Annotated in this window: 15 protein-coding genes; 5 read left to right on the forward strand and 10 right to left on the reverse strand. The window is 62.6% G+C overall.

Going from position 1 to position 17935, the window contains the following annotated elements; all coding sequences use genetic code 11:
* Window positions 1–113: 113 nt before the first annotated feature.
* From ABIG06_RS09440 to ABIG06_RS09450, 3 genes are all read right to left on the reverse strand, one after another.
* On the reverse strand, window positions 114–1301 hold the full coding sequence (locus ABIG06_RS09440) for a PepSY-associated TM helix domain-containing protein (RefSeq protein ID WP_370135871.1): 1188 nt from the start codon (window positions 1299–1301) through the stop codon (window positions 114–116).
* Window positions 1302–1303: 2 nt separating this feature from the next.
* Window positions 1304–3634, reverse strand: coding sequence for a TonB-dependent siderophore receptor (locus ABIG06_RS09445; protein ID WP_370135874.1), 2331 nt, complete (start codon window positions 3632–3634; stop codon window positions 1304–1306).
* Between the two features lie 212 nt (window positions 3635–3846).
* Window positions 3847–4731, reverse strand: a complete 885-nt coding sequence (locus ABIG06_RS09450) for a dihydrodipicolinate synthase family protein (protein WP_370135876.1) — start codon at window positions 4729–4731, stop codon at window positions 3847–3849.
* Between the two features lie 174 nt (window positions 4732–4905).
* On the opposite strand from ABIG06_RS09450, the gene ABIG06_RS09455 reads away from it, so the two are divergent.
* Entirely contained in the window at window positions 4906–6318 is a 1413-nt protein-coding gene (locus ABIG06_RS09455; RefSeq protein ID WP_370135879.1) for an FAD-binding oxidoreductase, read from the forward strand.
* A gap of 7 nt (window positions 6319–6325) precedes the next feature.
* A complete protein-coding gene (locus ABIG06_RS09460; protein ID WP_370124186.1) occupies window positions 6326–6991 on the forward strand; it encodes a GntR family transcriptional regulator in 666 nt (221 codons plus the stop codon).
* A gap of 6 nt (window positions 6992–6997) precedes the next feature.
* On the opposite strand, the gene ABIG06_RS09465 is transcribed toward ABIG06_RS09460, so the two are convergent.
* Complete coding sequence (locus ABIG06_RS09465) at window positions 6998–7162, reverse strand: hypothetical protein (protein WP_199751768.1); 165 nt, start codon at window positions 7160–7162, stop codon at window positions 6998–7000.
* Window positions 7163–7461: 299 nt separating this feature from the next.
* Between ABIG06_RS09465 and ABIG06_RS09470 the strand changes: the two genes are divergently transcribed.
* The gene (locus tag ABIG06_RS09470; protein ID WP_370135881.1) at window positions 7462–9483 is read left to right on the forward strand and encodes a YgiQ family radical SAM protein; all 2022 of its coding nucleotides are present in this window, start codon (window positions 7462–7464) and stop codon (window positions 9481–9483) included.
* Window positions 9484–10006: 523 nt separating this feature from the next.
* Here ABIG06_RS09470 and ABIG06_RS09475 read toward each other — a convergent pair.
* Together ABIG06_RS09475 and ABIG06_RS09480 are read right to left on the reverse strand one after the other, a co-directional pair.
* Window positions 10007–10507: an MFS transporter gene (locus ABIG06_RS09475; protein WP_370124189.1), complete on the reverse strand. Its 501-nt coding sequence runs from the start codon at window positions 10505–10507 to the stop codon at window positions 10007–10009.
* 419 nt (window positions 10508–10926) lie between these two features.
* Window positions 10927–11208, reverse strand: coding sequence for a hypothetical protein (locus ABIG06_RS09480; protein ID WP_370124192.1), 282 nt, complete (start codon window positions 11206–11208; stop codon window positions 10927–10929).
* Between the two features lie 973 nt (window positions 11209–12181).
* On the opposite strand from ABIG06_RS09480, the gene ABIG06_RS09485 reads away from it, so the two are divergent.
* Together ABIG06_RS09485 and ABIG06_RS09490 are read left to right on the forward strand one after the other, a co-directional pair.
* The gene (locus ABIG06_RS09485) at window positions 12182–12403 is read left to right on the forward strand and encodes a hypothetical protein (RefSeq protein ID WP_124161605.1); all 222 of its coding nucleotides are present in this window, start codon (window positions 12182–12184) and stop codon (window positions 12401–12403) included.
* 824 nt (window positions 12404–13227) lie between these two features.
* A complete protein-coding gene (locus tag ABIG06_RS09490) occupies window positions 13228–13413 on the forward strand; it encodes a hypothetical protein (RefSeq protein ID WP_370124196.1) in 186 nt (61 codons plus the stop codon).
* 123 nt (window positions 13414–13536) lie between these two features.
* On the opposite strand, the gene ABIG06_RS09495 is transcribed toward ABIG06_RS09490, so the two are convergent.
* From ABIG06_RS09495 to ABIG06_RS09510, 4 genes are all read right to left on the reverse strand, one after another.
* Window positions 13537–14163, reverse strand: coding sequence for a hypothetical protein (locus ABIG06_RS09495; protein ID WP_124161607.1), 627 nt, complete (start codon window positions 14161–14163; stop codon window positions 13537–13539).
* 419 nt (window positions 14164–14582) lie between these two features.
* Entirely contained in the window at window positions 14583–15401 is an 819-nt protein-coding gene (locus ABIG06_RS09500; RefSeq protein ID WP_370135883.1) for a methyltransferase domain-containing protein, read from the reverse strand.
* A 551-nt stretch (window positions 15402–15952) separates the two neighbouring features.
* Window positions 15953–17131 carry a multicopper oxidase family protein gene (locus ABIG06_RS09505; protein WP_370124202.1) on the reverse strand — a complete coding sequence of 393 codons (1179 nt, stop codon included), beginning with the start codon at window positions 17129–17131 and terminating at the stop codon, window positions 15953–15955.
* Window positions 17132–17811: 680 nt separating this feature from the next.
* Window positions 17812–17934 (reverse strand): hypothetical protein, encoded by a 123-nt coding sequence (locus tag ABIG06_RS09510; RefSeq protein ID WP_424578264.1) that lies wholly within the window; start codon window positions 17932–17934, stop codon window positions 17812–17814.
* Between the last annotated feature and the right edge of the window lies 1 nt (window position 17935).

Consider the following 17935-nt stretch of genomic DNA (forward strand, 5'->3'; position numbering starts at 1 on the left):
TTTGTGGAGAGTTCAGACAAGTCGCTCCGGTTCCGCTGTGTGCGGCAGGCGTCGTTGCATTGGCTGCGGATGAGCTATCGGCGGCGCGTGGCGCGGCGGCTAGCGCACCACTATCATTCGCCGGGAACGAGCCGCCCGAGCGGTGGCTGCGCCGAACGGCGCAGCTTGCGGCGCGACAGATAGAGCAGGATTCCCGTGGCCGAGAACAACGGCATCAGGGCCGCGGCAATCATGAACGCGAGCTTGCCCGGCCATCCCAGGATTGCGCCACGATGGATGTCGTAGATGGCCGCGATGACCTTCTCGCCGAATGTCTTCTCGTCATAGCGTTCAGCGGAAAGCAGCTGCCCGGTGACGGCATCGACGCGGAATTCGTCGCGTGTCGCCTCGAGTGTCCTATCCTTCTCCCACGACCGGATCCGTACCACCGTGCCCTGACCGGCCGGCAGCGTCAGCAGAGCCCTGGCGAAGCGGCCGCCCTCCTCGCGCTCGAACGTCGTCCATGCCCGATCGAATCCGATCGGCTGCGCGGTCTCCGCCGCGAGCGGGCGCTTTGACGGCATCTTGGGCTGCATCTTCGCAGCAGCGAGCTGCGGACGCGACAGCAGCCAGGCCACTCCATCCCTGTACCAATCGAAGGAGAACCACAGCCCGGTGAGCGTCATCACAAGATAAACCGGGAGCACCCAGGTGCCGATCACCGCATGCAGCGACCGGTGCAGTCCGCGGCCGCTGAGCGCAAGATTAGGTTTCAGCCACATCTTCACGCTGCCGGCGCGACGCGGCCAGCGCAGCACGAGGCCCGAAACCAGCATGACGATCAGGCCGAGCGCGACGGTGCCGGTGATCGGACGACCCCAGCCCTTGCCGTCGCCGGGAATCAGCAGCCAGCGGTGCAGCCTGCGCACGGTCGCGAAGAACGCCTCGCCACGCGGCGAACCCAGCGCGCGCGCGTCGTAGGGGTCGACATAGAGCGAGGCCGGCCGCGCGCCGCCTTCGTCGCGCGCGAAGCGGACATGGACCGCTGCCGCAGGATCGCTCGACAGCGTGACGGCCGAGACCTTGCCGAGATCCTGTGCCGCTTTCAGGCGCGCAATCAGCGCATCCGGCATCAGCGGCGGTGTCTGACGCGGCGCGACCTGCATGATACCGGCGTTGAGATGGTCGACGATCTCGTCCTCGAAACTCATGATCGCGCCGGTCAGCGCGATCAGGGCGAGCAGCAACGCTAGGACGAGGCCCGCGATGGAATGGACCTGGAACAGGACGGCCTTGACCGTACGCCCGATCCGCACCGTCATCGCTAGAACTTCACCGTTGCCGACAGCGACACCCGTCGCGCATCGCCGATGGCGACGCCCAAGTTGTTCTGGGCGGAGGTGTAGTAGAGCGTATCGAATAGGTTCTTGACGTTGAGCTGATAGATGACCGGCAGTGTCTGGTGCTTCGTCTCATAGGTCGCGAAGACATCGGCGACGACATAGGACGGCAGCACGAACGTGTTCAACGCATCGCCGGGCCGGTCGCCGACATAGCGGGCGCCGCCGCCGAGCCTGAGCTGGCCGGGAAGCGCTGTGCCAAAATCGTAGACCAGATATAGCGAGGCTGTGTTCATGGCCACGTTCTGCAACTGCTTGCCGGCATATATCGGATCCTCGGTCACCCGCGCATCGGTGTAACCATAGCTTCCGATCATGCTCCAGTTGTCGGATAAGCGGCCGGTGACGTCGAGTTCGACGCCGCGCGAGCGCGCCTTGCCGGCCGCGGTGTACACGTTGAGACCGGTTGCGGTGTTGAGCTGGCTGACCAGCACGTTCTGCTTCTCGATATCGTAAACCGCGAGCGTACCCGAGAGGCGCTTGTCGAGATCGAACTTCAGACCGGCTTCGTACTGCGTGCCTTCCTCGGGCGCGATGTTCGATCCGAGTACGACGCCGCCGCCATTGCTAAGCGGCGCGATGGTCGAGTTCGGCTTCAGCGACTGGGTGTAGCTTGCATAGAGGGAAAGCTGGTCGGTGAGCTTGAAGATTACTCCGCCGAGCGGGAGCACGGCATCGGCCGAGACGTTGGTGTTCACTCTGAACGGCTTTCCGCGCCCGGCCAGCTGGTCGTAGTCCATGTAGCGCACCCCGCCGACCAGCGCGAACCGCTCGGTCAGGTGCAACGTATCCTGGACGAACAGCGACCACTGGCCGAGTTTGTCGGTTTGGGCGCTATCGCTGTTCGAAACCGTCGTGCCCGGCCCGATCATGCCATAGACCGGATTGTAGACGTTGAAGGACGGTGTCGCCTGCCGGATCAGGTTGTCGCGGTAAATCGCGCGATACTGGCCGTCGCCGCCGAACAGTACCTCGTTGCGCATGTCGCCGAGCCAGAACCCGCCCGAGATGTAGGACGTCCCATAGCTGGAGTTGCTGAGCGAACCCTGCGTGCCGTCATTGCTGCGCGTCTCGACGCCGGTCTTCGCGTTGACGCCGGTGATGCGGAGCTGGTTGGCGCTGAAAGTCTCGGTGTTGTAGCTGTAGCCGGCAAAGAGCTTCCAGTCCTGGTTGATGCGATGCTCGATCGAGGCCTGGATCAGGTCGGACGTCCCCCACATGTTGTTGTAGGGCTCGTCGAGCCTGCGCGTCTTCGGGATCGCCAGTGGCGCACCGTTGATGAACGCCGTGCCGCGGTCGAACGGATAAATGAACTCGCGGTGCTCGTAGTTGAGCTGGACCGTTGTGTCCTTTCCGTACCATGCCAGTGACGGCGCAACCAGCATCTCGCGGTGCCGGCCGAAATTGCGCCAGTAATCCTCGCTCACGCCATAGCCGATGAAGCGATAGGCAAGACCCTGGTCGCCGATCGGGCCGGTGACGTCGAGCAGGCCGTCGGCACCGCTGCGATTGTTCGCGTAGGTCGAGCCGAGCAACGTGACCGAACCGTGCTGATAGAGCTCGGGCCGCTTGCTGATGGTGTTGACGATGCCGCCGGGGTCCATGATGCCGTAGAGCAGCGAGGCCGGCCCCTTCAGCACCTCGACGCTTTCCACGGCGGGATTGAGGCTGCGGCCCTGCACCAGCGGCATGCCGTTGCGCATGATCGAGCCGTCGCGGTTGTCGCCGAAGCCACGCCGGATCACGGCGTCCTGGGTGCCGGCGAGGGTGTTGGTCTGGGTGATGCCGGAGATGTTGATGAGCGCATCGTCGATGTTGCGCGGCAGCTGATCCTTCAGCACCTGCTCGGGCACCACGTTGACGGCCTGCGAGGTGTCGAGCGGCGAGGCGCCGCTGCGCAGCGTGGTCGCGCTCGGCATCGCGCGGTAGCCGAGCTTTGCGGCCTGCTGTGCGGCGGCTTCCGCAGCGGCGCGCTCCGAGAGCGTCGGCACCGCAGGAGCAGACGTGGCGGTGCGACTGCGCTGGCGTGCGGCGGCTTGCGTGCGTGAAGACTGGTCCGATGCCCGCGCTGGCTTCGGCCGCTGCGCCGGCGCTTCCACCGTCACCGGCGGCAATGCCGATTGCGCCCGGGCGGTCATCATGGTTGAGGGGCATTCGGCGAGCAGCACAGCCGCTCCGATGAGAAGACCGGCACGGCCTTTGCCGGCGCGATGACGACCGCCGCTGGCGCGTTGGCCATCCAGAAAAGCACGCACGTTCGATTCACTTCCAGGTCAGACGCAGCATTGAAGCTGGCGCGTCTAACAGGCACGGAGCACAAGCGAAACCGCAAGCGGACTTGAATCGCTCTAGTATTGAATGGTTCTAAGGACGGATCGGCGCTGAACGGCAATCTCAAATAGCCGTCCTGCCAAGCGCGGCACGCAGCACGCGAATTCGCGGCGGCGCGTCGCGTTCTTGCGCGGGCTCACGCGATGGCAGGCGCCGTCAATGCGTCGAGCTTCCGCTTGAGCGCGGTGCCGTCGGGCAGCGCGCGGAGCGGGGGGCGCACGCGCAGCCAGCCTGGATCGCCCGTCTGCGCCGCGAGGATGGCCTTCAGCGTCGCGACCAGAGACGGCGTCTTCACCACGGCATCTGCCGCTGCCTGCATGCGCGCCTCGACATCCTTGCCGTCAATCATGTCCTTGACCAGCTCCGGCACGAGGTTGGCCATGCCGCAAATAGTGCCGGCGCCGCCCGCGGCCATCGCGCGGGCGATGTCGGGCTCGTTGCCGACGGTGATGGCGAGCTCGGGCACGGCCGCGCGGAACGCCAGGAACTGCTTGAAATCACCGCTGGAGTCCTTCAGGCCGGCGACCTGCTTGCCATAGCGCTTGCGCAAGTTCGCGGCGACCGTCGTCGGGATCGCAACGCCCGACACCTGCGGGATGTGATAGAGCGAGGCGCGCAGCCGATCGTCGGCGACACCATCGATGATCGCGGCAAAGGCATCCTCGATGCCTTCGGGCGTGACGCTGCGGTCGAAATAGGGCGGCAGCAGCAGCACGTGGCGCAGGCCGAGGCCGAGCACGGCGCGCGTCAGCGCGATGCCGTCGGTGATGGCGGGAAAGCCGCCGCCGATTCCGATGCGTTCCGGCGCGATGCCGGCCTTGAGCATGGCTTCGATCGTCGCGACGCGTTCGCTGGCATTGAACGAGGTGCCTTCGCCGGTGGTGCCGAACAGGACGACGCCGTCGACGCCCTTGCCGAAGAGTTGCCTGACGTGGCCGGCGAGCCGGGCGTGATCCACGCTGCCATCGGCCGCCAGCGGTGTCGCCGACGCCACCCAGAACCCGCGAATTGCCTCCGTCATCACACCGCCCTTTGCTGCCGCCCCGAACTAAGCCGCTGATCTCCAACGATCTTCCGCGCTTACCGGGATCCTGTTTTTGCTTTACTTTCCGCCTTGTACCTTACATACAAGATGGATGCAAATCTCAGCGCCATGAGCGCAGCGGAGATATTGGAAATATTGAGGAGGTCTCGCATGGACATGGTGACCCCCGCCGGGCGACCCGACCAATTGCTTGGCGCATTGCGCGCCAGACTCGGCGCGGCCGCGGTGCTGACGGGTAGCGAGGTGCCGGCCCGCAATTGCAACGACTGGAGCGCGAGCCTTCCGCAGACGCCGCTTGCGGTGATCCGGCCGCTCGATGCACAGGGCGTGGCCGATGCGATTGCGACCTGCCGGCAGGCGCGGCTTCCCTTCGTGCCGCAGGGCGGACTGACCGGGCTGTGCCGCGGCGCCTCGCCCGAAGCAGGCTGGATCGCGATCTCGCTGGAGCGCATGACCGGCATCGAGGAGATCGATCGCGCCTCCGCGACGATGACGGTGAAAGCAGGCACGCCGCTGGAGACGATCCAGAAGGCCGCCGACGAAGCCGGCTTCTTCTTTCCGCTCGACCTCGGCTCGCGCGGCTCCTGCGCGATCGGCGGCAATCTTTCCACCAACGCCGGCGGCAACCGCGTGATCCGCTACGGCATGACGCGCGAGCTGGTGCTCGGCCTGGAGGTGGTGCTGCCGGACGGCACCATCATCACCAGCCTCAACAAGCTGATGAAGAACAATGCCGGGTACGATCTGAAGCATCTGTTCATCGGCTCGGAAGGCACGCTTGGCATCATCACCCGCGTGGTGCTGAAGCTGTTCCCGAAACCGCGCTCGACCATGGCTGCACTCTGTGCGCTGAAGGATTATGCCGCTGTGGTCGCGCTGCTCGACGCCGCGCGCTCAGGGCTCGGTCCGCTGTTGTCGGCGTTCGAGGTGATGTGGCCGGACTATTGGGACGTGATCACGAATCGCGCCGGCGTAAAGCCGCCGGTCGCGCCAGGTCACGGCCTTTACGTGCTGGTCGAGGCGCAGGGCACCGACGAGAGCGTAGACGCGCCGCGCTTCCAGAGCTGGCTCGAAGAGCTGATGGAGCGCGGGCTGCTCGCCGACGCCGCTATCGCGCAGTCGCTGGCGCAGACGCAAGCCTTCTGGCGCGTGCGCGACGTCTGCGCCGAGTTCGGCCAGGTGCTGGGTCCGCACATCTCCTACGACATCGGCCTTGCGGTGGCACGAATGGACGAATTCGTCACGCGCTGCAAGGCCGCGCTCGCTTCCGGCATCAAGGGCTGCGAGAGCGTCTATTACGGCCATATCGGCGACGGCAATCTGCATCTCGTCTCCTGGGTCGCCGGCCTCTCCGTCGCGCAGCAGCCGAAGGAAGCGATGGACGCGATCATCTACGGTCTCGTCCGCGACATGGGCGGCAGCGTCTCGGCCGAGCACGGCATCGGCACCTTGAAAAAGCAATGGCTGGGCCATGCCAGGAGCGAGGCCGAGATCGCGCTAATGCGGACGCTGAAGGCTGCGCTCGATCCCGATCACCTGCTCAATCCCGGCAAGGTGATCTGAGAGCGCCATGCGATCGCTCCAGCTCGATACGCCGAAATCGCTGTCGCAGCGGGTGATGCTGCGGCTGCGCCAGGCCATCATCGACGGCGAGTTCGCGCTTGGAGCGGCCATCTCAGAGGAGATGGTGGCCAATTCCTTCGGCGTCAGCCGCACGCCGGTGCGCGAGGCCATGGGCCAGTTGCAGGCGCAAGGTCTCGTCGTGATCCGGCCGCAGGTCGGCAGTTTCGTGTTCACGCCGAGCGCCGAAGACATCAATGCGCTCTGCACCTTCCGCATCGCGCTGGAGCCCAAGGCGGCCGAGCTCGCCTTCCGGCACGATCGCAACAGTGCGATCGCGGCCATGAGCGCAGCGATCGCGGCGATGGAGCCGGCGGTCGCGGCGAAGGACAACATCGCCTATGGCCGCGCCGACGCCGCCTTCCACGAGGCGCTGTTCACCCATTGCGGCAACCACTACCTCGCCGAGTCCTATCAGCTCGTCTCCGGCCGCGTCGCCGCGCTCCGCACCAACCTGACCTCGCCGATCGACGTGCGCACCCGCACGTCCTTCGACGAGCATCGCAAGCTGCTCGATCTGTTCGCACGCGGCGAACTCGCCGCCTTCGAAGACCTGATGACGACCCACATCACCAATTCGGGAATCGTCTACGCAAGGGCGCTGAAGGTGGGTTGAGCGGATCTAACGCTCTCCCTTCGCTCCCGGCCTGTCCAGAAAGTCCAGCGCGGTGTTGATCTGCTCGAGCTGGTGCTCGATCTTGTCACGATCCTCCACCGACGGCGCCTTTTCGAGCTGTTCCACGAGCTTCTGCTTCCGCAGCAGCAAGTTCTCTATGACCGTGCTCACAGCTCCCCCATCGCCAGAGGCGACGTCACCGGACGCCAGAATGATGCAAACGCGCGCAAGCTGGGCCCGCGTCGAACCCTCAACCAGAATGTTCGCGGGCGCAGTTGGTTCCTATGGCCAGATCTGCGCCGTCACCAGGACGGAACCCGCCTTTCCTCCCACGAAACCGATCCGAGGACGGCACGGGATGGAGCGGTCAGCCTGTGGACCGAGTCACGGCCGCGCACGGCATCACAATCGGCGGTGGCGGCGCACCGATCGGTTGAATTCGCCCGCCCGGAGCCCTATGCGTAGGCGCCATGGACACCCAGATGATCGCCGCCGCAAAGCCGCTGATGGCCCGGGCGCAACCGCGCAAGCCGGCGCCGTTCCTGCCGATGAGCCGCGCCGAGATGAATGCGCTCGGCTGGGACGCCTGCGACATCGTGCTGGTGACGGGCGATGCCTATGTCGACCATCCGAGCTTCGGCATGGCAATCATCGGCCGGCTGCTGGAGGCGCAGGGTTTCCGGGTCGGCATCATCGCGCAGCCGGACTGGCATTCGGCCGAGCCGTTTAGGGCACTCGGCAAGCCGAAGGTCTTCTTCGGCGTCACCGGCGGCAACATGGACTCCATGGTGAACCGCTACACCGCCGACCGTCGCCTGCGCCATGACGATGCCTACACGGCCGGCGGCGAAGGCGGCAAGCGGCCGGACCGCTGCACCATCGTCTACGCGCAGCGCTGCCGCGAGGCGTTCAAGGACACCCCGATCGTGCTCGGCGGCATCGAGGCCTCGCTGCGCCGGATCGCGCATTACGACTACTGGTCCGACAAGGTGCGCCGCTCGGTGCTCGCCGACGCCAAGGCGGACTTGCTGCTCTACGGCAATGCCGAGCGCGCCGTGGTCGAGGTCGCCAACCGCCTCGCCGCCGGCGAGGCGCCCCGCGAGCTCGACGACATCAGGGGCGTCGCGCTGTTCCGCAAGGTCCCTGCCGATTACACGGAGCTGCACGCCGACGATCTCGATTCCGCCGACGAGGGCGCATCGCGCCAACGCGGACCAACCGTGATTCGCCTGCCGGCGCTGGATCAGGTCGAGCACGACAAGGAAGCCTATGCGCGCGCCTCACGCGTGCTGCACCGGGAGAGCAATCCCGGCAATGCGCGGCCGCTGGTGCAGCGCCATGGCGACCGCGATCTCTGGCTCAACCCGCCACCGATCCCGCTCACCACCGAGGAGATGGATGCGGTCTACGATCTGCCTTACGCGCGCGCGCCGCATCCGTCCTACGGAGATGCGAAGATCCCCGCCTGGGAGATGATCCGATTTTCGGTCACGATCATGCGCGGCTGTTTCGGCGGCTGCACCTTCTGCTCGATCACCGAGCACGAGGGCCGCATCATCCAGAACCGCTCGGAGGGCTCGATCCTGCGCGAGATCGAGAAGATCCGCGACAAGACGCCGGGCTTCACCGGCGTCATCTCCGACATCGGTGGCCCCACCGCCAACATGTACCGGATGGCGTGCAAGGATCCGAAGGTCGAGGCCGCGTGCCGGCGGCCGTCCTGCGTCTTCCCGGAGATCTGCCCGAACCTCAACACCTCGCATGACGATTTGATCCGGCTCTATCGCAAGGTGCGCGAGACCAAGGGCATCAAGAAGGTGATGGTCGCCTCCGGCGTGCGCTACGATCTCGCGGTCGAGAGCCCCGAATACATCAAGGAGCTGGTCACCCACCACGTCGGCGGTTACCTGAAGATCGCGCCCGAACATACCGAGCGCGGCCCGCTCGACAAGATGATGAAGCCGGGCATCGGCGCCTATGACCGCTTCAAGCGGATGTTCGACGCCGCGGCCGAGCAGGCCGGCAAGAAATATTACCTAATCCCCTACTTCATCGCGGCGCATCCGGGCACGACCGACGAGGACATGATGAACCTCGCGCTGTGGCTGAAGAAGAACCGCTATCGCGCCGACCAGGTGCAGACCTTCCTGCCCTCGCCGATGGCGACGGCGACCGCGATGTATCACACCGGCGTCAATCCGCTGCGCGGCGTGCGCCACGGCGGCAGCGACAAGGTCGAGGCGATCAAGGGCCTGCGCCAGCGCCGCCTGCACAAGGCCTTCCTGCGCTATCACGACCCCGACAACTGGCCGGTGCTGCGCGAGGCGCTGAAGGAGATGGGCCGCGCCGATTTGATCGGCTCGCAGCCGCACCAGCTCGTCCCCGCACACCAGCCGCCCGGCACCGGCAAGGCCGCCGGCACGAAGCGCCCTTTGCGTCCCGGCGGAAAGATGCAGCGGTTCACGACCAAGGGCCTGCGGGTGATGAAGTAGCGGACGGGAAGGCGGATCAGGTCCGGTTCTGCGTGGCGCCTTCGCACCTCCAAAACAAAATGTCGAAAACAACCCCATGCACAGTAGGCGGGGCAACAACATCAATGACTTAGAGCGTAACGAGACGGGCTGAACCGTCATCGCGCCCTGGCTTGCGTATCAAGCACGATCTTTTCCCGATTTACGAAACTGTTGCTCCGTCGGGCAAAACAGGCGCATGATGGCATCATCGCAGAACGTGGGCCAAGGCGAGCCCCTTCCGCTGTTCCGTATCGACATCCTCGCGCTTCACGCCGCGTCCCGCGCAGGCTGTTTGCTCGCCCGTTCGACTCGCTGACGGCGTCTTTGATCGCCTGGGAGACCAGCAACGTCTGCGAAATGACCGCCGCAGAACCCGCCTTGCCCGCACCGCGCTCAAATCTTTCTTGGTTCATTGTGCTCATAGATGCCGGGTTTCGGAGGCAACGCGGAAGTCAATCGTCTCAAGCGGGATAGGCGGCTTGTGACGCAAAGCGGACATTCATTATGCGCTGGGATTGCGGCGGCTTGCCAAGACAATGGTTGCAGCAAAAATGTCCAAGACCGCGGCGATAATCAGCGCGGGGGCGTAGCTGCCGAAGGCGTCGTGCAAAATGCCGTAAAGACTCGGACCCAAGGCCGCAACCAGCTGTATAGCGCACGACGCGACGCCAAAAACAGAACCGAAGGCTTTAGCTCCAAACTCCCGCCTGACAATGATGGGCGACAACGTAGTGACATTGCCCACGGTCAAGCCGAAGATGATATTGGCGCCGATCAGGACCGGCAGAATAGGGAAAGCCGCCATTGCGGCGAACGATGCAGCTGCAACGACGAGGGCAACCGCCGCAGTCACCCTCGCATCCATATCATCAGCAAATCGCGCAAGCACGACACGTCCTGCAGCAAGAGCCGTGGACGAAACGACCAAGGAGATGCTGAAGCGTTCGAAGGATTGAGCGAGCAAAGCGATCTGATGCGTTAGAAAGCCAATCTGCACCATCATCCCGATTCCGAACGCTGCCATTACGCTAAGAAGCGCTGGTGATCGAAGTGCGCAGGGCAGTGTCGAATTCCGTCTATCGATGGTCGGCGCATGCGCTCTCACCGACAATCCATCCGGCAAGAGCCCTAAATCTTGGGGGCGACTGCGCAGCACGAAGATAGCCAGCGCAAGTATGACAACCGACGCGCAACAGCCCGTCGCTAGGGTCGTTGCTGCAAAGCCGACCCGCGATGTTCCGAACAGAAGGACTGGCGCACCGAGGATGCCTCCGGCACTGGCTCCGAGCGACGCGATGGATACTGCCCGCCCTTGGTACCGATCAAACCACGGTGCGAGCGTTGTTGCGACCGCAGTGATCGAAAGGCCGGCCCATCCGATGCCCATCAAGAGAAAGGCGAAATAGGCTTCCCGAGGTGTCGTTACTCGACCATCAAGGTCACTCCGCAAGCTAACGCGACGCCGCTGACTGCGATGATTGGGCGCGGACCGACGTTTCTGATACCAGAGCCGACCGGTATCAGTAGCAACGCGCTCGCGACATGGAACATCGTAACGGCGCCCGAGACCACACCGGTTGTCCAACCGTTTGCCGTCACAACCTGATGAAGATAGACACCCGCTCCAAACAAGCCGAGTGCATTCCCCATTAGTGAGCACAGCATGCAAGCGGCGACCATCCGCCAGCCAAAGAAGACTTGCATTGAGGCGTTCCAAGACGAAGATGCTGCCCCCGGAAGCTCCTACATAGTAAGCATGCGATGTTTCCACCTCTGCCGAAGTGTGACCGAAGTCCGATGGATGGATGGGGATACTAGCGCCCGCTCCTGGCCCAACCCGGACTCTCGCCGCCCTCGGCGTCACGGCGGCTCTGGGGCAAACCGGAGCTAAGCCCGATGCCGTTGAGGTCGGCCTCACTGAGCGCCAGATCAGAGAGCCTCGTCACCCTCACGCCATCGGCTCGGGCACCGCGCTGCCGTAGCACCGTCTCGCGCTCTTGGGCATAGGCCCCGCGTAACAGGACCAAAAATTTGTACCGATCGGGTTGCGAAAGCGTCCGCCAAGCCCGCCATGCCTGTTCCAGCTTGGTCATCGGCCCTCATCCTTCTGAATTCGCGAGATTACCCGCGCAAGTAAAGTCGGAAGAGGCCGCGGTCAGATACGCGAAATGGCGGCGGTCGCGCGTCTCCGCGCTTCAAGGTCAGCTTCGGAGGACCCGCCAAAGCGCCGACACAAAACTCCAGAGTGGCCGGGGTGACGCATCGTCTTGGCGATCCGGCGGGTCCGTCGGTGCGTCGCCATCCAATTCGGTCAGCTGCTCCACCATACTTTGCAGTCGCAATGGTAGCGGAGTGAGATCGTCCGTGAGGGTGCCGCGAAGTCGCTCACCAATCTCGTTGCAGATCGCCCGGCGATGCTCCGGATGATCTAAACTTGGCGGATGGACCACGGGCGCGGTCGAAGGGGTATCTGCCATGGCTGCCACCATTGGCCTTGACGTGCACCGCCTCCTTGCCGTGCACGGATGATCCTGCCGCCACCGTGATAACGTGCGACATGCCACCTTGATCCCGACCCTGTACCGATACTGTTGCTCTGAGCGTTCGAAGTTTTCCGTTCGCCAAAAACCAGGTTTCCCATGTTACCTTGCCTTCCCGCGTGGCTTGGAGGCAACAAATGTCTACTTACCTGCGATTACAAACCGCCAATTTAAAGCCGGAAATGGTCAGCCGCATCACGGCAGCTTACGAGCATGCGCTCCAAACGCTTTGCGTTAAGGATCGCGACGACCCGCTCACGGAGATGGTCGCAGGCAAGGTCATCAGGATCGCCCGCACGGAGATCCTCGCCCCGGCAGAGATTGCGGCTTTGGCGATCAAGGAACTCGAAATGAGTTAGGCATCGTGTGACTAACGAGATTTGGAACCCGAAACATTCCGACATCGCGAGGTTAGCTATTGGGCTTCCGGGCTTCGCAATATGCGAGGCACGCCATGATCTTTTTACTGTCGGGCGAAGCAATTCTCATGGTCGCCATCATGGGCTCACTGTCCTAATCGGGATTTCGCTTTTCGCCTCGATCGGAATGTTCTGAGAGAGCCGCGCGCCCGGGAGAACGCCTCCAAGTCCTGCCGAAATTTTTCGCCGGTTCCCGCGACCGTGGGACCTGCCTTCCACGGAACTATTTTTCAGCCTACAAAATTGTCTTGTCGTCAGCGATGGAGGATTGTCGCCATGAGAATCGAATATCTCTCTGCGACTGTGATAGCTTTTCTTGCCGCTGGTACCGCGCTGGCCGTCAATTTTCTCGGCTCGCCGCCTACCCAAATGCAGTCCACGCCGACGATGCAAGTGGCAGATCGACTAGCTGCGTCGGTCGATCCATTCTTGCATCGATCGGGTGGGTAACAGGCGGCGTTGCAGCCAGCGGTGCTTGCATCCTGCGGTAAGTCATTTCGCGCTGTAGTTGGATTTTTATCCGCGCAGCAGCGCTCCTAGGTTGTTTGACGAAGTTCTGCTGAAACAGAAACGCTGCTACAATATATTTCATTGGCTGGCCCTGTTCTTTCTCGTGCCGACATCCAAGTCAGCCAATTGCGCCGTGCCGACGCTCAAACACAAGCTGTGAATGGGCTCACATTGAGCAGCGATCAACGAGTCAAGGTCATCCGAAAATTCGGTAGTGGAAATTCTACGATCATTTTCAAACGACGGGGGCGACCATGCCCGCCATATTCGACCTGCTCTATCGCGAATACTGCCGCGCCCGCCTGGCTGAAATGCGGAAGCAGCTTCTGATCGTGGGACAAGATCCTGAAGGCATACAAACCGATTATGATCGTGCTGATCAGGGAAGCGTCGGCAGAGCAGACACGCAGTACGAAATCAGCCACGGCGTGCCGAATTGAAGCGGCCGCGAGACATGGGATTCTCCTCGACTTCGCAATAGCCAACCAAGCGGCGATGGTTCGGGACACCCAGTTGCGTACGGACTAAGATAGTAACCGCGCAGTCATCTCGGTTGTGAGGGCTCAACTCATGACGAAACACTTTTCGAAACGCATTGTGATCGATGTGCTTGTAGTCGCCATATCTTTGATGACAATCACGATTGCAGCGACATCGTTGGGCGCGCCCATCGTTGCAGGGATTGCTGCTTCTATTCCAGGCCCATTCCTTTTCGCGACGGAAAGGACACTTGCAGGTGCCGGGCCGAGCAAACCGACGCTCGCCCGCGCGCCAACGGATTGTCGGGTTCGATCTGCTCCTCTGCAATGGAAGGTGGACTGGCTTTTCGGGCCGCCTGCGGCTCCCTTACGATGAATCCTCCGCCCAGGGCCGCCGACCCGCTGCCCTTGAGGCTTAACGGAAAGGGCAAGCGGACGATTGCTCGCGTTTGCCGCGCCGTGATCGCCCTCGGCCATGTCGAAGATCTCTGTGAAGTAGCTTACATGCCCTCGCTCGTGGCGCGCGCTAATGTGAGGAAGGTTCTTACGGAGGCCCCAATGCTTGCAGCAATCAAATGGAACTCCCGACATAGTGCTCGCGAATGGGTAATGATGGCTGCGGCGCTTGTCGTCCGCGCGCAGGCAAACCGGCAGAACGGCGAAAGGAAGCAAAAGCAGCCACTCTGGAAGCAGTTCGACGACACCCATCATTGGAACTCAACGGCGGAGGAATGGGTCCCTAACCCAGACCGATCAACTTCCTAAATACTTGCGAACGCCGTGGTATCGGGCAGGGCGATGGAAGTTCTGTCAGCAAGACTGGCGGGATATCCATTCGGCGAGTTCAACGATTGGGACCGACTGCTTGCCAGTCTGATTGAACGAGTGGCTTACCCCATCCACGCGTGGACGAATCCTTTGGCTTGGCCTCCCAGCAATGCCTTTGAGCCTCGCCCGTCGCCGTTCTAAAGTGGCGTTACGGTGTCTAGCCAACATGATCCACGAACGCTTGATGTCGGATAATGACCCCGTGGCCGCTCAATCAGACGCCGCGATGTCTGCCTCTGGGAGATGAGCTGACCGTCTCCGGTAAGTTCTCGAGGGCGGCCTTTGACCCAAAGCAGCCGACCTCAGTGAACTGAGGCGGTCACCACGAATGATTGCTGCGGAAACGTTAGCTTGTCTCCGGCCAGCATCGGGGTGGCGAGGTGGGAGGCGGCGTCATCTGCAATCGACGTGATCAGATTTTCCCGTTCAGGCGCATCTTTGCCCTTCAAGAGCCCAGCCATTGGCGTCGCCGTGAGCTGAAAGCGAACATAATCCAGCATCGAGGGAAACGTGATTTGTTTTGTTACGGTGGCTACGTTGACAAGATCGAAGCCGGCCTGCTTCGCCCAACTGCCTATCTCCTGCGCATCGCAACTAAGGTGCTCCGAACGTTTAGTTTGCGAAGCCTCTTCGCCTAGATATTTATCTAGTGCCCGCACAAACGCGTACGCTGCCGGCGTCTTCTCGATTGCGCTGTAGACGCTGAATCCCGCGCGACCTCGCGGCTTCAGTACCCGTACCATTTCCCGCAGGGCCAGCGACCGATCCGGGAAGAATTGTAGCCCCAGCTGACATAGCACGACCTCAAAACTTCGTGCATCGAAAGGTAGATCAAGTGCGCTGCCCTCAATCCATTCGACAGAACCAGACTTTGCGCGTGCCACGGCCAGCATCGCCTTATTGAGGTCAATTCCAACGATGCGTCCGGCATGCCCACGCTGCTGCGCCAGTCGGGCCACGACGCCTGTTCCGCAGGCAACGTCTAGCATGCTATCTCCCCGGCCTGGCGCGACGCGGTCGAGCAAGTCATTCGCCCATAGGGAAGTGATAGCCGGTACGAGATAACGTTCGTAAAGCTCCGGAGCGCTGGCGTCCATTTGCCAATGTTCATGGACCGACATTGGTCACCCAATTCTATGGGATAAGCGAAAAATCACTGCCGCGGTATCAATCCGGATGCTGACCGACTTGGTGAGAAAGAGCAAGTAGGCGGAAGACCGCTTATGGCCCTAGCAGACGGACCAAGGGCTTGCGCCAAAGTCGGCTATCAAGGGCGAAGCGGACTGGATTTGGTGCCGGCGAACTTTTCGCCTTTTGACCCGTTCGGGACGTTCAAGGGCCGGCAATACTGGCTCGGCGAGCGCACAAACCTCAATGGCTGGGGCTCGTTATCGAGGGCGCAGGTGCGGCGCTGTTTATAACCGCTCCGAAGCCATGGCCGCGAGCCGGGACATCGGCACCTTCGAATGGACCGTTTGCGGAGCAACGATGGAGACGTGGAATACGGCTTGAACCGGCAGTCTCAGCCGACGGCCTTCGATATCGCCCGTTGTGGTCCAACAATGACTGCGAAAACCCTTACAAGAGGGGACAAGCTCACGCACCATTTAGTGCGTCGCGTAGGGTCTCGATCAAGTTCACCGCAGAAGCGCTCAGGAAATAGCCGACCGCGTCATGCGTAGGCAATCAGCCCGGCGAAGCCTTCGTCCATGTGGTCTTGGTGATGGCAATGGAAGAAGGTCGGTCCGGGGTCGTCGGCGACGAAATCGACCTCGGCGGTGGAGTATCTCGGCATGCTGATCGTGTCCTTGATCACCCCGGACGTCGGCTTGTCCCCGACCTTCGTGATCTCGAACGAGTGGCGATGCAGGTGCACGGGATGCTCGTCGCCGCTGTTGTTGTTCAGCACCAGGCGGTATCGCCTTCCCTTGACGACCGTGAAGAGCGGATTCGTGTCCGGCCAGGATTTTCCGTTGATGGTCCATCGATTGTAACCACCCCTTCCGCCCGGAATTTTCTCGAACTCGAGGCCGATCGTCTCGTCGGGCGATGCCGCCGGCACATCGGGACGCCCGAATGCGGTGTAGTCCCATTTCGATTTCGCCGGCGCCGACCAGGTCGGCTCGCCGCTGCGGCCGGCGTATTCGACGACCACGCCCATTCCCATGTTGCGGTCCTCGTCCTCCGTCGAGCCGAACACCCAGACGCCGGGATTGTTCATCTCCACGATCACGTCGGCGCGCTCGGCGACGTCGAGTTTCAGGACATCGACGGTCGCCGACGTCGGGACCGGATTGCCGTCGAGCGCCAGCACCTCGAAGCGATGTCCCGGCAGCGCCAGCGAGATCCCCATATTGCCGCTCGCGTTGAGCACCCGGAAGAGCACGCGGTCGCCCTCGCGTACGCGGATCGGCTCACCGTGGCCGAGCATGCGATCGCCGAGGGTCGCCGCGTGATACATGACCTCCAGCCCGTTGTCCGGCGGCGGCCCCTTCTTGATGTCCAGCATACTGACCCAATGACCGTCCCAGTGATGGGCGGCAAGCAACACCTCCCGGTCGTAGCCGCCGGGATCGCCGGCGGCTGGCTCGACGATCAGGAATCCGAACTCGCCCGTATAGGTGCTCTTGTTCAGATCGGTCATGGCCATCGCGTGGCTGTGGTACCAGCGGGTCCCTGAGGGTTTCGCGACATATTCGTAGGTCAAGGATCTGCCGGGCTCGATGATCGGCGAGCCTTCTTCCGTCGCTCCATCCTGCTCCGACGGAATCATCAGGCCGTGGGAGTGGATCAAGTTGGGGTAGCCGGAATCGTTGGTGACCTCGATCCGGACGGGCTGGCCTTCCCTCACCCGCAGCGCGGGACCGGGAACAGTGCCGTTGTAGGCCGTGGTCTTGATGATCTTTCCGGGCGCGATCTCCAGCGAGATCGGTGCGATCCTGATCTTGTGGTCGACTGTCTTGTTCAGCGTCTGAGCACGACGAGCGGGAGGGCCTTGGCAGTCATGAGCGACAATGCACCGGCCTGCGCGCCGCGAAGCAGCGTTCTCCGGCTGACGAGCGGCTGTCTCCGAAGGCCGTCTCCACGTCGATCGATATTCGTCATCGCTCCACCTCTCCGTCGGACGCCATGGACTAGCACCGGTCGATCGCTCCGCGACAGACGGGCGGGAGGCTCACGCCAACAAAAGAAATTGAGTTCGGACCCCGTTTTTTCAGGAACCGACGAGAGGTGACCCAAGCTGACATCATGCGTGTCTTAAGCAAGTTCGGCTGGCGAACAGCAATGTAGGCGAGGATACGGCGCTGCAGCTGTGATGTCGGCTATTGGATCATGCCGACGACGGCAATTACGGCTTGACCGGAAATGACGGATGCATCGCCCAATGACTCATTTCAGACATTTGCATCGGAGTCTGCGCGCAACAAGGGTAGGCTGGCAGCGAGGCTCTGGCAGGCATCGACGCCGCATCTTTTGCGAAGAACCACGGAACGCTGTTGCGTTCCGTGGTTCGGTTCAGTCCGCGATGGATCAGACGAAGCGGAAGTCGTCTGCCGAGAGCGAGGCCATCTGCAGATTGGCCAGCGTCACCGTGTTGTCGGCATCGAGCGTCAGGACGACGTTGTTGCCGACCTGCGCGGTATGCGACATCATC

Origin of the sequence: Bradyrhizobium sp. USDA 326 (genome assembly GCF_049739485.1) — a bacterium.
Taxonomy (GTDB): Bacteria; Pseudomonadota; Alphaproteobacteria; order Rhizobiales; family Xanthobacteraceae; genus Bradyrhizobium.